The sequence below is a fragment of the Mesobacterium pallidum genome (assembly GCF_019966535.1).
Taxonomy (GTDB): Bacteria; Pseudomonadota; Alphaproteobacteria; order Rhodobacterales; family Rhodobacteraceae; genus Mesobacterium; species Mesobacterium pallidum.
The window spans coordinates 41,929-55,119 of sequence record NZ_JAIMID010000010.1 but is presented as its reverse complement, the minus strand read 5'-3'; the positions used below and the strand labels follow the sequence as shown (position 1 = coordinate 55,119).

The 13,191-nt window shown below is 67.1% G+C and carries 15 protein-coding genes; 14 read left to right on the top strand and 1 reads right to left on the bottom strand.

The annotated features are described in order from the left end of the window. Nucleotides 1-13: 13 nt before the first annotated feature. The gene (locus MF270_RS15395; protein WP_238366793.1) at nt 14-1,186 is read left to right on the top strand and encodes a MalY/PatB family protein; all 1,173 of its coding nucleotides are present in this window, start codon (nt 14-16) and stop codon (nt 1,184-1,186) included. A gap of 148 nt (nt 1,187-1,334) precedes the next feature. On the opposite strand, the gene MF270_RS15390 is transcribed toward MF270_RS15395, so the two are convergent. Beyond that, entirely contained in the window at nt 1,335-2,021 is a 687-nt protein-coding gene (locus tag MF270_RS15390) for a rhomboid family intramembrane serine protease (RefSeq protein WP_238366792.1), read from the bottom strand. A 71-nt stretch (nt 2,022-2,092) separates the two neighbouring features. On the opposite strand from MF270_RS15390, the gene trpS reads away from it, so the two are divergent. The 13 genes from trpS to MF270_RS15325 all read left to right on the top strand — a co-directional run bounded on the left by trpS (nt 2,093) and on the right by MF270_RS15325 (nt 13,191). Beyond that, complete coding sequence (gene trpS / locus MF270_RS15385; RefSeq protein ID WP_238366791.1) at nt 2,093-3,136, top strand: tryptophan--tRNA ligase; 1,044 nt, start codon at nt 2,093-2,095, stop codon at nt 3,134-3,136. 389 nt (nt 3,137-3,525) lie between these two features. After that, a complete protein-coding gene (locus tag MF270_RS15380; RefSeq protein ID WP_238366790.1) occupies nt 3,526-4,389 on the top strand; it encodes a branched-chain amino acid aminotransferase in 864 nt (287 codons plus the stop codon). A 4-nt stretch (nt 4,390-4,393) separates the two neighbouring features. After that, the gene (locus MF270_RS15375) at nt 4,394-5,584 is read left to right on the top strand and encodes a hypothetical protein (RefSeq protein ID WP_238366789.1); all 1,191 of its coding nucleotides are present in this window, start codon (nt 4,394-4,396) and stop codon (nt 5,582-5,584) included. Between the two features lie 67 nt (nt 5,585-5,651). Then, nucleotides 5,652-6,107: a universal stress protein gene (locus MF270_RS15370; protein WP_238366788.1), complete on the top strand. Its 456-nt coding sequence runs from the start codon at nt 5,652-5,654 to the stop codon at nt 6,105-6,107. 12 nt (nt 6,108-6,119) lie between these two features. Then, nucleotides 6,120-6,575, top strand: a complete 456-nt coding sequence (locus MF270_RS15365; protein ID WP_238366787.1) for a DUF2267 domain-containing protein — start codon at nt 6,120-6,122, stop codon at nt 6,573-6,575. A gap of 98 nt (nt 6,576-6,673) precedes the next feature. Further along, complete coding sequence (locus MF270_RS15360) at nt 6,674-7,231, top strand: NifU family protein (RefSeq protein ID WP_238366786.1); 558 nt, start codon at nt 6,674-6,676, stop codon at nt 7,229-7,231. A 98-nt stretch (nt 7,232-7,329) separates the two neighbouring features. Next, nucleotides 7,330-7,920 (top strand): tRNA (adenosine(37)-N6)-threonylcarbamoyltransferase complex dimerization subunit type 1 TsaB, encoded by a 591-nt coding sequence (gene tsaB, locus MF270_RS15355; RefSeq protein WP_238366785.1) that lies wholly within the window; start codon nt 7,330-7,332, stop codon nt 7,918-7,920. After that, nucleotides 7,913-8,326 carry a GNAT family N-acetyltransferase gene (locus tag MF270_RS15350; RefSeq protein ID WP_238366784.1) on the top strand — a complete coding sequence of 138 codons (414 nt, stop codon included), beginning with the start codon at nt 7,913-7,915 and terminating at the stop codon, nt 8,324-8,326. The genes tsaB and MF270_RS15350 overlap by 8 nt, the downstream gene beginning before the upstream one ends. Before the next feature lie 224 nt (nt 8,327-8,550). Next, on the top strand, nt 8,551-9,546 hold the full coding sequence (locus tag MF270_RS15345) for a BMP family lipoprotein (protein ID WP_238366783.1): 996 nt from the start codon (nt 8,551-8,553) through the stop codon (nt 9,544-9,546). An 84-nt stretch (nt 9,547-9,630) separates the two neighbouring features. After that, nucleotides 9,631-11,232: an ABC transporter ATP-binding protein gene (locus tag MF270_RS15340; RefSeq protein WP_238366782.1), complete on the top strand. Its 1,602-nt coding sequence runs from the start codon at nt 9,631-9,633 to the stop codon at nt 11,230-11,232. Then, nucleotides 11,225-11,860, top strand: coding sequence for a hypothetical protein (locus MF270_RS28365; protein WP_238366781.1), 636 nt, complete (start codon nt 11,225-11,227; stop codon nt 11,858-11,860). The genes MF270_RS15340 and MF270_RS28365 overlap by 8 nt, the downstream gene beginning before the upstream one ends. After that, nucleotides 11,767-12,054, top strand: coding sequence for a type VI secretion system-associated protein TagO (locus MF270_RS15330; protein ID WP_238366934.1), 288 nt, complete (start codon nt 11,767-11,769; stop codon nt 12,052-12,054). The genes MF270_RS28365 and MF270_RS15330 overlap by 94 nt, the downstream gene beginning before the upstream one ends. Nucleotides 12,055-12,096: 42 nt before the next feature. Next, complete coding sequence (locus MF270_RS15325; RefSeq protein ID WP_238366780.1) at nt 12,097-13,191, top strand: ABC transporter permease; 1,095 nt, start codon at nt 12,097-12,099, stop codon at nt 13,189-13,191.

The following is a 13,191-nucleotide window of genomic DNA, read 5'->3' as shown; positions in this document are numbered from 1 at the left end:
CGAGGCAAGCCCCATGAATTTCGACGAAGAGATCAACCGGATCGGCACCCATTCGACCAAATGGGACATGATGGAAAGCTACACGGGCGTCTCGAACGACGGCGGGCTGCCGATGTGGGTGGCCGACATGGACTTCCGCCCGCCGCACAGCGTGCGCAAGCTGCTGCAGGAGTATGTCGATGTGGGGGTCTACGGCTATTTCGGCGACGACGGCCTGTATCGGAACAGCATCTGCTGGTGGATGGACCACCGCCATGGCTGGCAGATCGAGCCCGACTGGATCTTTTCCACCCATGGCCTCGTCAACGGCACCGCCATGTGCGTCGAGGCGTTCACGGCGCCGGGTGACGCGGTGATCCTCTTCACCCCGGTCTACCACGCCTTCCACCGCATCCTGAAGGAAGCGGGCCGCGAGATCCGCGAGCTGCCGCTGGCTAATCGCGATGGCCGCTACGAGATGGATTTCGACACCTACGAGACCATGCTGACCGGGTCCGAGCGGATGATCGTCCTCTGCTCGCCGCACAACCCCGGCGGCCGGGTCTGGACGCAGGGTGAGTTGACCGCGCTCGGCAGCTTTGCCAAGCGGCACAACCTGATGATCGTCTCGGACGAGATCCACCACGACCTCGTGTTTCCGGGCCACAAACACCTGCCGTTGGCGGTGGCCGACCCGTCGATCACCGACCGGCTGCTGATGCTGACTGCACCGACCAAGACCTTCAACCTCGCCGGCATCCACACCGGCAACGTGATCGTCCCCGATCCCGACCTGCGCGCCGCTTTCGCGTCCAAGATGGGCGCGCTGGGCATCTCGCCCAACGCGGTGGCGCAATTCGTCTACCCCGGCGCCTATAGCCCCGAGGGGGCCGAGTGGCTGGAGGAATGCATCGCCTATCTCGACGGCAACCGGAAGATCTTCGATGCCGGGATCGCGGCACTGCCCGGGGTCCGCTCCATGCCGCTCGAATCGACCTACCTGTCCTGGGTGGATTTCTCGGGCACGGGGATGGAGCAGGCCGAGTTCACCCGCCGTGTCTCCGAGGACGCGAAGATCGGGATCAACAAGGGCCCGGCCTTCGGCAAGGGCGGCGACAGCTTCCTGCGCTTCAACATCGCCACCCGCCGCGCGCTGGTCGAGGACGCGGTGGAGCGGCTGCACAAGGCCTTTGCCGACCTGCAATAGGGGAGACGTGGAACGTGGGGGGCCAGCCCCCCACACCCCCCGGAGTTTAGAGGCAAGATGAAGCAGGGGATCCGTTCTTCATCTTGCCAATAAACTCCCGCCGGAGGCATACCACGGATCCGCCAGGCGGGCCGCAAAGGACCGCGCCTCACCGCTGCCGCATGCGATCGCGCAGGCGGGACCAGCCGCCGGGGCTGATGACAAAGCTCATCAGGAAGCCCGCGCCGAAGCCGCCCACATCTGCGACCCAGTCGCGGGTTCCGCCGAACAGCAGGCCGAACAGCAGCTGGATGCCCATCAGGAAACCGATCATCGTGAAGGCGCGCAGCTGGTTGGTGCCGAGCTCGCCCAGTTTGAGCCAGAGCAGGTAGGTAAAGGCGCCGATCAGCCCGTAGACCCCCGGGAAGGCGCCGAAGAGCCAGCCGGTGTTGTCCAGCACCAGCCCGTAGGCCAGCGCGCCCGAGATGCCCGAGACGAGGAATACCGCGGCCGTGGCGAGGGGGGAGAAGACCTCTCCCACCAGCTTGCCAAGTGCCAGCAGCATGGCGCCGGCAAAGGCGGCCTGCGTGAATGAGCCCGACACGAAAAGGTAGGTGACCAGCCGCATGACATGTTCGGGCGGCCAGCGGCCGGTCTCGAGCATCAGGTCAAAGAGCTCTCCGTTGACGGCGTAGTCCTGGATCGCGAGGTTGCGCCAGCCGATCGCCTCGGGTCCGCCGATCAGCCCGGCGCGGCCAAGACCGAAGTACCCTTCGACCGCCGCCATCACCAGGAACAGCGCCAGCACCACCGGCGGGATCGGATTCACGGGCGGTTCGTAGTGCGGGTCTGACATGGGCGCTCCTTGACGGCTCTCAGCCCCCCAAGTAAGCCACCCGGGCGATACAATCCAGACGGAGATCCCCCATGACGGATGCGGTCCAAACGCACTCCTCGTCCGCGCAGTTCACGCCGCGCATCTTTTCGGGCATCCAGCCTTCGGGCAACCTGCACCTCGGGAATTACCTCGGGGCGCTCAAGCGCTTTGTCGATGCGCAGGGCCAGGGCATGGAGACGCTCTACTGCATGGTCGACCTGCACGCGATCACCGTCTGGCAGGACCCCGCCGCGCTGCGCCACCAGACGCGCGAGCTGGCCGCCGGTTTCATCGCCGCCGGGCTCGACCCGGCGCAGTCGATGCTGTTCAACCAGTCCCAGGTGCCCGAGCATGCGCAGCTGGCCTGGATCTTCAACTGCGTGGCCCGCATGGGCTGGATGAACCGCATGACCCAGTGGAAGGACAAGGCCGGCAAGAATGCCGAGAAATCCTCTCTGGGCCTCTTTGCCTACCCGTCGCTGATGGCCGCCGACATCCTGATCTACCACGCGACGCATGTGCCCGTGGGCGAGGACCAGAAGCAGCATGTCGAGCTGACGCGCGACATTGCGGCCAAGTTCAACCACGATTATGGCGTGGAGTTCTTCCCGCTGCCCGAGCCGGTGATCGAGGGCGCGGCGACCCGCGTCATGTCGCTGCGCGACGGCACCAAGAAGATGTCCAAGTCCGACCCCTCGGATGCCAGCCGGATCAACCTGACCGATGACGCGGACGCCATCGCCAAGAAGATCCGCAAGGCCAAGACCGACCCCGAGCCACTGCCCTCCGAGGCCAAGGGGCTGGACGAGCGGCCCGATGCCCGCAACCTCGTCAACATCTATGCGGCGCTGGCCGGGCAAAGCGTGGACGAGGTGCTGCGCGACGTGGGCGGCAGGGCGTTTTCCGAGTTCAAGCCGATGCTGGCCGACCTCGCCGTCGACAAGCTGTCGCCGATCTCGACGAAAATGTCCGAGCTGATGGCCGCCCCCGAGGAGATCGACGCGATCCTCGCCCAGGGTGCCGCCCGCGCCCGCGAGATCGCCGCGCCGATCCTCGAGCGGACCTACGACATCGTCGGCTTCGTGCGCGGCTGATCCAGCCCGCGTCGACGCATGCGCCGCCCGCCCGGGACCGCCCCGGGCGGGCGGTTTGCATGTCTGCCCCCGCTGTCACGCGCCTGTTGCAGGAATCGGGCACACATCGCCCCAAGCCTTTCCGGCCCCGGTCACCCCGGGCAACGCAGGCCGGCCGTCGTGCCCGCCTCCTGCCCCTGTCCCGACCGTGACCTGCGGGGCGCCAGATGGCCCGGTCACCCCGAAACCGGGCTGCGATATTTGAGAACCAAAGCCTTCTTGATCCGGCCCCCGGTCGCCCCGCGACCGGGGGTCATTTCCGTACCGCCTTGCCCATGCCGGCCCCGGTGCTAGTGTGGCGCGCGAACGGCGCCCCGGCCGGACGCCAAAGAAGACCCGAGGAGAGAGCCATGGCCACAGGCACCAATATCCGCACCTATTTCGAAGGCGCCTGGCATGACGGCGACGTCATGATCATGCGCGCCGCCGACCATGGCGCCTGGCTGGGCTCGGGCATCTTCGACGGGGCGCGGATGGTGAACGGGCTGACCCCCGACCTTCACAAGCATTGCGCGCGGGCCAACCGCTCGGCCCATGTCATGGGGCTGACGCCGACCGTCACGACCGAGGACATGGTGCAGATCGCGCTGGAGGGGCTGTCGGCCTATGCCCCCGGCGCGGCGGTCTACATCCGGCCGATGTACTGGGGCATCAACGGCGATCCGACCGCCATCGTGCCCGACGAGGACGTGACCGGCTTTGCGCTCTGCCTCGAGGAAATCCCGATGGCGCCCGAGAGCGCGACCACCACGCTGGGCCTGACGCAGTTCCGCCGCCCGGTGCTGGATAGCTCGGTCGTCGATGCCAAGGCCGGCTGCCTTTACCCCAACAACGCGCGGATGCTGCGCGAGGTGCGGGCCCGCGGTTTCGGCAATGCGCTGGTGGCCGATGCCATGGGCAACGTGGCCGAGGCGGCGACCGCCAATGTCTTCATGGTGCGGGACGGAGAGGTCTTTACCCCCATCGCCAACGGCACCTTCCTGGCCGGGATCACCCGCGCCCGGCACCTTGAGAACCTGCGCGCCGATGGCGTGACGGTGCATGAAACCGTGTTGGGCTTTGACGATTTCCGCGCCGCGGACGAGGTGTTCCTGTCGGGCAACATGAACAAGGTGACCCCCGTGACCGCCTTCGAGGACACCTCCTACCAGGTGGGTCCCGTGACCCGCCGGGTGCGCGAGATGTACTGGGACTGGGCGGCGAGCAGCGCCTGACCCCATGCCCTCCGGCCCGCGCAACGGCAAAGGACCCCGGCAGGAGCCGCCGCTCAAGCGCCCTCCACGGCCGCCGGCCTCGGCCGTGCTGCGGGCCGAACGGCCGCAGCCCGCGCCGCCCCGTCGCAGGCGCGTCTCGCGCAAGCGGCGCTGGCTGGCACGGCTCCTGCGCCTGTCGCCGCTGATGCTGAGCCTCGGGCTCATGCTCTGGGCGCTGTCGACCAACCCCTTCGCCGCCCCGATGCGCGACGCCACGCTGGCGGAAACGACGCGGATGCTGGACGCTGCGATCGCACGCCGTCTCAGCCCGGACCGGCTGGAGGCCGAGATCGCGGCGGCGCTGGACACAGACGACCTCGACCGGATCGAGACCCTGCTGCCCGTCGCCGCCCGCGTGGGGGTCACGCCCGGCCCCGAACAGGCCGCAGAGATCGACGCCCTGCGCGCCAGCGAAACCGGGCTGATGGCCACCGCCCGCGACTGCGCGATCTGCGTGGCGGATGTGGCCGACTGCCCCTCGATCCGCCTGCTGGCCGCCTGCGGCATCCCGGTGGAGCTGACGCCGGTCGGGGACCTCAACGCCCTGCGCCGCGCCGGGGTGGACTGGTGGAACGAGGAAGAGATCGACCGCCTCGACGTCACGCTCGCCTCGGTCGGGCTGTTGGCCACGGGCGCGATCCTTGTCACGGGCGGCACCTCGGCCAGCGTCAAGGCGGGCGCCACGGGGATGCGCGTCGCGCGGCGGATGAAGACGCTGACCACCGGCCTTGGCGACGAGGTGATGCGCGTGCTTGATCCCGCGCTGGTGGGCCGGATCGTCACCCGCAGCACCGATGCCGCCGACACCGCCCGCCTTGCCCGCGCGCAGGCGCTGGCGGCCGATGTGGGCCGCGTGGCGGGCAACACTTCGATCACCGATACCGCCTTGTTGCTGCGCCACGTGGAAGGGGCCGAAGATGCCGCCCGCCTTGCCCGCCTGTCGGACGCGGCGGGGCCGGAAACGCGCGGCGTGCTCGAGGTGCTGGGCAAGTCCCGCGCCTTCCGCACCCTCGCCCGGATCAGCGACGAGGCGCTGGCCGCCGCCGCGCTGATCTGGCTCAGCGCGACCCAGGCGCTGATGGCCGTCGCCGGATGGCTCGGTGCCCGCCTCACCCGGCCGTTTACCCGCGCCCTCGCCGGCGCCCTCGCGCCCTGACCCGCCCGGACGCTTGCAACGGCCCGGCAGGTGCGACATCCTGACGGCCAACCAGGGAGACCCCAAGATGCGCAAGTTCCTCGTCATCCTCGACGACAGCCGCGAATGCCTGAACGCCATGCGTTTCGCCGCCATGCGCGCCAGCAAGACCGGCGGCGGGGTCGAGATCCTGTCGGTGATCCCGCCCGACGAATTCAACCACTGGATCGGTGTCGGCGACATCATGCGCGAAGAGGCCCGCGAGCGGATCGAGGCGCATTTCGAGGTTTTCGCCAAGTGGATGCGCGACCGGCAGAACGTCGATCCGGACCTCGTCATCCGCGAGGGCGAGCCGGTCAAGGAGATCATGGCGCAGATCAAGGAAGATCCCGAGATCGGCGTGCTGGTGCTGGGCGCGGGCACCGACAGCAAGGGACCGGGGCCGCTGGTGGCGCAGCTGACCCGCTCTGCCGGGACGCTGCCGATCCCGATCACCATCGTGCCGGGCGACCTGTCGAAAGAGCGGCTCGAGGCGATCACCTGATCGGCGGCGCCCATGCCGATGCCCTGGACCTTCCGGCACGCGCAAAAAGAATGGCGCGGCATCCTCGACGACATGCGCGAGGTGCTGAACACGCCCTCGGACAACGTCGCCTATACCGGGCTCGAAGGGGTCTTTCGCGCCTTCCGCGACCGGCTGCCGGTCGCGCAGGCGATCGCCTTTGCCCAGGTCCTGCCCGCCCTTCCCCGCGCGCTTTTCGTGCAGCGGTGGGACCCCGCGCCGCCCCGCCCCTGGGCCGATCCCTCGACCTACGTGGCCGAGGCGCGCGCCTTTCGCGGCGATCACAACTTTGCCGGGCCCGAGGTGCTTCGCGCCGCCTTCTACGCCCTGCACCGCGCCATCCAGCCAGTCGATCTGCACCGCGCGCTGGACCGGATCGGCCCGGAGGCGCGGGCCTTCTGGCAGCTGGACGGCATCGATCCGGGCGAATTGGGGCCGCGATTCCGGTAAGCGCGTCGCAGCGACACACCGCTTAGAACTGTTCTAAACCTTGACTCCGGGGGCTGCGACGCGCATATCCCGAGGACGCAGCGAAAGGTGCCCGACAGATGTTCATTCAGACCGAATCCACCCCGAACCCGGCCACGCTCAAGTTCCTGCCCGGCCAGTCGGTCCTGGGCGTCGGAACCGCCGACTTCCCCACCGCCGACACCGCGGACAAGTCGCCACTGGCCCGCCGCATCTTTTCGGTCGAGGGCGTGACCGGCGTCTTCCTCGGCTCGGACTTCGTCACCGTGACCAAGGGCGAGGCGGTCGAATGGGACCACGTCAAGCCCGCGATCCTTGGCGCGATCATGGAGCATTTCCAGTCCGGCGCCCCGGTGATGGAAGGCGAAGCCTCCAGCGGCCATGCCATGCATGACGGCGAGGATGGCGAGATCGTCGGCCAGATCAAGGAACTGCTCGACACCCGCGTCCGGCCCGCGGTGGCGCAGGACGGTGGCGACATCACCTTCCACGGCTTCGACAAGGGCGTCGTCTACCTGCACATGCAGGGCGCCTGCGCCGGCTGCCCCTCGTCCACGCTGACGCTGAAGATGGGCATCGAGAACCTGCTGCGCCACTACATTCCCGAAGTGACCGAGGTGCGCCCGGTCGCCGTGTAAGGCACCGCGCATCTGCATCAAGGGCCGCTCTTCTGGGCGGCCTTTTTCGTTCCTGCAAACCAATTGCCCCGCCCCGCCCCTCGCGGCATAAGCCCCCCATGATCCTCGCCTTCGACACCTCAGCCGCTTACGTCGCCGCCGCGCTTTGCGACGGTCGGTCCATCGTCGCCACTCGGCACGAATACATGGCCCGCGGACAGGCCGAACGCCTGCTGCCCCTGCTCGAAGAGCTGCTGGCCGAGGCCGGGATCGGCTGGCCCGACCTCGATGCCATCGGCGTCGGCATCGGGCCGGGCAATTTCACCGGCATCCGCATCTCGGTGGCAGCGGCGCGCGGGCTTGCCCTGTCGCTGGGCATCCCGGCCATCGGTGTGAACGCCTTCGACGCGATGCAGCCCGATCTTGCGCGTGCGGTCTGCCCCGCCGTCCCCGGCCCACGCAAGGGCGCCTACCTGCGCGACGCCAAGACCGGCGACATCCGGCTCGCCCCTGTCGAAGAGATGCTGGACCTCATGCAGGACGTGGCCCTGGCGACGCCCGATCCCACCGCCCTGCCGCATCAGATCGCCCGGGTGGCCGCCGCACGTCTGGCAACGGGCCAGCCGCAGCCCCGCCCGGCCCCGCTCTACGTCCGTCCCGCCGATGCCGCGCCCTCGTCCGACCAGCCCCCGGCGCTGCTGGATGACTGACGCCGACACCCTCGCCGCCCTCCACGCCGCCGCCGAACGCCACACCCAGCCCTGGAGCGCGGCGCAATTCACGGGCTCGCTCGAGGACCCGTCCAGTTTCCTCAGCGCCGACCCGCACAGCTTTGCCCTGGGCCGGGCCGTGCTGGACGAGGCCGAACTGCTGCTGATCGCCACCCACCCGGACGCCCAACGCCGGGGCCTCGCCCGCGCGCGGCTGGCCGAATTCGCCGGCCTTGCCCGCGCCCGCGGCGCGACTCGCGGCTTTCTCGAGGTGGCCGCCGGCAATGCCCCCGCCCTTGCGCTTTACACGGCAACCGGCTGGAGCGTTTGCGGCCGCCGACGCGGCTATTATCGCCTTGCGGACGGCCGGACCGAGGACGCGATTCTCATGGAGATCGCGCTCTGAAACCCGCCGCAGGGCGGACTGCCTCGCAATTGACCGAACGGTCAAAAATTGACCCGACGTCCTGCCCAATCAGGCGGCATCTGCTTGCCGAGCCACCAAGTTTCCTGTTGACCCGTCCCGCTTGCTGCGGCCTTAATCGTCGTGATCTGATCCAGGATCTGCCTGACAACAGGCCCGGCGGACATAATCCGCGACAAGGGCCGTCAACCGACTGGGAGACTTCCATGACCCTGATGACCAAATTCCTCGGCGCTGCTGCTGCCGTGGCCCTGACCGCAGGCGCCGCGCTGGCCGACCCGGCACTGATCTACGACCTCGGCGGCAAGTTCGACAAGTCGTTCAACGAAGCCGCCTACAACGGCGCCGAGCGTTGGGCGGCCGAAACCGGCGGGTCGTACCGCGACATCGAGATCCAGTCCGAAGCCCAGCGCGAGCAGGCCCTGCGCCGCTTTGCCGAGAACGGCTTCAACCCGATCATCACCACCGGCTTTGCCTGGTCGTCGGTCTTCGACGAAGTCGCCCCCGACTACCCCGACACCAAGTTCGTGACCATCGACGGCTACTCGGGCGCCGAGAACGTCCAATCGGTCGCCTTCTCGGAGCATGAGGGATCCTACCTCGTCGGCATGATCGCCGCGATGGCGTCCGAATCCGGCACCGTCGGCTTCGTCGGCGGCATGGACATCCCGCTGATCCGCAAGTTCGCCTGCGGCTATGCCCAGGGCGCCAAGGCCGTGAACCCCGACATCACCGTGATCTCGAACATGACCGGCACCACCCCGGCCGCCTGGAACGACCCGGTGAAGGGCTCGGAACTGGCCAATGCCCAGATCTCCCAGGGCGCGGACGTGATCTATGCCGCCGCCGGCGGCACCGGCCTTGGCGTTCTGCAGACCGCCGCGGACGAGGACATCCTGTCGATCGGCGTGGACAGCAACCAGAACCACCTGTTCCCGGGCAAGGTCCTGACCTCGATGCTCAAGCGCGTGGACGTGGCCGTCTATGACGCCATGACCCAGGGCGACGGCATCGCGCCGGGCGTGCGCGTCATGGACCTGGGCGCCGACGGCGTCGGCTATGCCATGGACGACAACAACGCCGAGTTGGTGAGCGCAGAGATGTCCGCCGCCGCCGAGGACGCGAAGGCCAAGATCATCGCAGGCGAGATCTCGGTGCACGACTACACCAGCGACGACAGCTGCCCGGCCCTGTCGTTCTGATCGGGTCGCACGCGACATGACACCGGAGGGGCCGCGCAGCGATGACGCGGCCTCTTTCCGTACAGGGACAGGGGGTATCTGGCGATGAGCGCTCCGGCCATCGAACTTAGGGGCATATCCAAGGCCTTCGGGCCCGTGCAGGCGAACAAGGACATTTCCATCGCCGTGCAGCCCGGCACGATCCACGGGATCATCGGCGAGAACGGCGCGGGCAAGTCCACGCTGATGTCGATCCTCTACGGCTTTTACAAGGCCGATGCGGGCGAGATCTTCATCAAGGGCCAGCCGACCCAGATCCCCGACAGCCAGGCCGCCATCGCCGCCGGGATCGGCATGGTGTTCCAGCATTTCAAGCTGGTGCAGAACTTCACCGTGCTGGAAAACGTGATCCTCGGGGTCGAGGACGGCGCGATGCTGCGGCCCAGCCTTGCCAAGGCGCGCAAGGCCCTGACCCAGATCGCCGCGGAATACGACCTGCATGTCGACCCCGACGCGGTGATCGAAACGCTCAGCGTCGGCCACCAGCAGCGGGTCGAGATCCTCAAGGCGCTGTATCGCCAGGCCGACATTCTCATCCTCGACGAGCCCACGGGCGTGCTGACCCCGGCCGAGGCCGACCAGCTCTTCCGTATCCTTGCGCGGCTGAAGGAAGAGGGGAAGACCATCATCCTGATCACGCACAAGCTGCGCGAGATCATGGAGATCACGGACACGGTCAGCGTCATGCGGCGCGGCCAGATGACCGCCACCGTCAAGACCTCTGAAACCAACCCCGAGGAACTGGCCGAGCTGATGGTCGGCCGCAAGGTCCTGCTGCGGGTCGAAAAGGCCCCCAGCAACCCCGGCGCCGCCGTGCTCGAGGTCGAGAACCTGCGCGTGGTCGACAGCTTCGGCGTCGAGCGGCTGCGCGGCGTGTCGCTGCATGTGCGCCAGGGCGAAATCCTCGGCATCGCCGGGGTGGCCGGCAACGGGCAGTCGGAACTGCTCGAGGTGCTGGGCGGGATGCGCAGCGGCGAGGGCCGCATCCGCGTCAACGGCGAAGAAATCGACCTGACTGGCAAGCACTCGGACGGACAGAGCCGCCGCAAGCGCGGCATCGCCCATGTCCCCGAGGACCGGCAGGAAGAGGGCCTCATCATGGAATACATGGCGTGGGAGAACGTGGCCTTCGGCTACCACCACGACCCCAAGTACCAAAAGAACGCGCTCTTCATGGACAACGCCGCCATCCGCGCCGACACCGCCGCCAAGATGGAGAAATTCGACGTCCGCCCCCCGAACCCGCGGCTCAAGGCCCGCAATTTCTCGGGCGGGAACCAGCAGAAGATCGTCGTCGCGCGCGAGATCGAGCGGGACCCCGACATCCTGCTGATCGGCCAGCCGACGCGCGGCGTGGACATCGGCGCGATCGAGTTCATCCACGAGCAGATCATCGCGCTGCGCGACAGCGGCAAGGCGATCCTGCTGGTTTCGGTCGAGCTTGACGAGATCATGTCGCTTTCGGACCGCATCGCGGTGATGTTCGACGGCAAGATCATGGGCGAGCGCCTGCCGTCCGAGACCGACGAGCGCGAGCTGGGCCTGTTGATGGCCGGCATTTCGGGCGAACCCGAGGGATCGGTCGCCGAGGCGGTCGCGGAACAGATGCGCAAGAAAGAAGAGCGAGAGGCAGAGCAGCATGGATAAGATGCCGATCATGGCGATGCTCGCCGGGATCGCCTTCGGCGGACCCGCCTTTGCATCCGAGAACTACTACGTTTGTAGCTTTGAAGCGTTACCCAGTCTCGTCCTGCATTACCCGGAACAAAGTGACCCCACGCTTCGGCTCGGCTCGCGCCCACCGGTCGGGTTTCTCGAAGGGTCCGGATCCGGCCGGATCATCTCCGCTGAGGTGGACGGCTACGATGTTCGCTTCACGCCGTCCAATTCCGTCCTTGATATCGCCAAGGAAGAGAATCTACTGGCTTCCGAAATCGGTCGATGCGTCTCAACCTTGCAGCTGGAAGTGGAGACACCACTTGTCTTCGAAGAGCCTCAAGATGACGCGCCGCAGGTGCTCGATACAGGTGAATGGAGAGTATCCACGGACACGTCAGCGTTCGACGACACGACATCCGTGTACTTGAATCTTGAGGCATCGAGCCGAACTTTGACCGGTTCGGCAATGCTAAACGGGCCTCCCTGCACATTCGATGCAAAGAGAATACAACCGTACTTTTTATCGTTGCTGGCGGCTTTTTTCTTTCGGACATTCAGGGACATGGACGCGTGGACCTCAGGGTTGATCAGCACCAGACCCGGACACAAAGCATGAACGTGTCGACAGACAACCAAGCTCTTGGTCTATGGAACGGCGGACGCTCCATACCGGTGATTAAGTCAATGTTCGACAGCGAGACACTTGCCGTGCGCCTGACTCCTCACAGCGAGAGCCCGCAAGAATTTGCTTTCAATATTAGTGGGCTGGAAGAAGCGATCAAACCCTTGAGGCAAGCATGTCACTGGTAAGCGTCAGCGCATTTTCTGCACACCAAGCAGGAGGACGGAAGCATGGATAAGATGCCGGCCTGGGCGGATGCGATCCTCGTTCCGCTGATTTCACTGATCCTCGCGGCGCTCTTGTCGTCGCTGGTCATCCTCGGGATCGGGGAAAACCCGATCGACGCCTTCCAGCAGATGGTGCAGGGCGCGCTCATGCAGTCCTCGGGCTGGGGCTACACGCTTTATTACGCCACGAACTTCATGTTCACCGGGCTTTGTGTCGCCGTCGCCTTCCATGCGCGCCTGTTCAACATCGGTGGCGAGGGGCAGGTGGCCCTGGGGGGCCTGGGCGTCGCGCTGGCCTGCCTGTATATCCCCTGGCCGCACTGGTCGCTGGCGCTGCTGGGGTCCGGACTTGCGGCGGCCCTCTTCGGTGCGGCCTGGGCCTTCGTGCCCGCCTACCTGACGGCCAAGCGCGGCAGCCACATCGTGATCACCACGATCATGTTCAACTTCATCGCCGCCTCGCTGCTGAACTACGTGCTCGTCAACGTGCTCCGCCCCACGGGCGCGATGGACCCGGCAACGGCGAAATTCCCCGAAGCCACGCATCTGCCGAGCTTCCAGGAGATGTTCTCGACCGCCGAGACCGTGATGTTCCGCGGCTCGCCCGCCAATATCTCGTTCTTCATCGCCGTGGCCGCCTGTTGCGCGGTCTGGGCGCTGCTTTGGCGCACTCGGCTGGGCTACGAGATCCGCGCCTTCGGCCATTCGGAAAGCGCGGCCAAGTACGCCGGGATCAACCCGGTGCGCATCACCATCATCGCCATGCTCATCTCGGGCGCGCTGGCGGGGATGATGGCGATCAACTCCACCCAGGGCGAGGCGGAGCGGCTGGTGCTGAACGCCTCCGAAGGGGCCGGCTTCATCGGCATCGCCGTGGCGCTGATGGGGCGCAACCACCCGTTCGGGATCTTCCTGGCCGCGCTGCTTTTCGGCTTTCTCTACCAGGGCGGGGCCGAGCTGGCCTTCTGGTCGGGCATCCCGCGCGAGCTGATCGTGGTGATCCAGGCGCTGGTGATCCTCTTCACCGGGGCGCTCGACAACATGGTGCGGATGCCGCTGGAAAAGCTGTTCCTGGCGATGCGGAAAGGGGACGCCTGA

What these genes read in the sequence shown, in the direction of transcription:
- MF270_RS15395 (WP_238366793.1), top strand. Translation starts at nt 14, where the DNA reads ATGAATTTCGACGAAGAGATCAACCGGATCGGCACCCATTCGACCAAA.
- MF270_RS15390 (WP_238366792.1), bottom strand. Translation starts at nt 2,021, where the DNA reads ATGTCAGACCCGCACTACGAACCGCCCGTGAATCCGATCCCGCCGGTG.
- trpS (WP_238366791.1), top strand. Translation starts at nt 2,093, where the DNA reads ATGACGGATGCGGTCCAAACGCACTCCTCGTCCGCGCAGTTCACGCCG.
- MF270_RS15380 (WP_238366790.1), top strand. Translation starts at nt 3,526, where the DNA reads ATGGCCACAGGCACCAATATCCGCACCTATTTCGAAGGCGCCTGGCAT.
- MF270_RS15375 (WP_238366789.1), top strand. Translation starts at nt 4,394, where the DNA reads ATGCCCTCCGGCCCGCGCAACGGCAAAGGACCCCGGCAGGAGCCGCCG.
- MF270_RS15370 (WP_238366788.1), top strand. Translation starts at nt 5,652, where the DNA reads ATGCGCAAGTTCCTCGTCATCCTCGACGACAGCCGCGAATGCCTGAAC.
- MF270_RS15365 (WP_238366787.1), top strand. Translation starts at nt 6,120, where the DNA reads ATGCCGATGCCCTGGACCTTCCGGCACGCGCAAAAAGAATGGCGCGGC.
- MF270_RS15360 (WP_238366786.1), top strand. Translation starts at nt 6,674, where the DNA reads ATGTTCATTCAGACCGAATCCACCCCGAACCCGGCCACGCTCAAGTTC.
- tsaB (WP_238366785.1), top strand. Translation starts at nt 7,330, where the DNA reads ATGATCCTCGCCTTCGACACCTCAGCCGCTTACGTCGCCGCCGCGCTT.
- MF270_RS15350 (WP_238366784.1), top strand. Translation starts at nt 7,913, where the DNA reads ATGACTGACGCCGACACCCTCGCCGCCCTCCACGCCGCCGCCGAACGC.
- MF270_RS15345 (WP_238366783.1), top strand. Translation starts at nt 8,551, where the DNA reads ATGACCCTGATGACCAAATTCCTCGGCGCTGCTGCTGCCGTGGCCCTG.
- MF270_RS15340 (WP_238366782.1), top strand. Translation starts at nt 9,631, where the DNA reads ATGAGCGCTCCGGCCATCGAACTTAGGGGCATATCCAAGGCCTTCGGG.
- MF270_RS28365 (WP_238366781.1), top strand. Translation starts at nt 11,225, where the DNA reads ATGGATAAGATGCCGATCATGGCGATGCTCGCCGGGATCGCCTTCGGC.
- MF270_RS15325 (WP_238366780.1), top strand. Translation starts at nt 12,097, where the DNA reads ATGGATAAGATGCCGGCCTGGGCGGATGCGATCCTCGTTCCGCTGATT.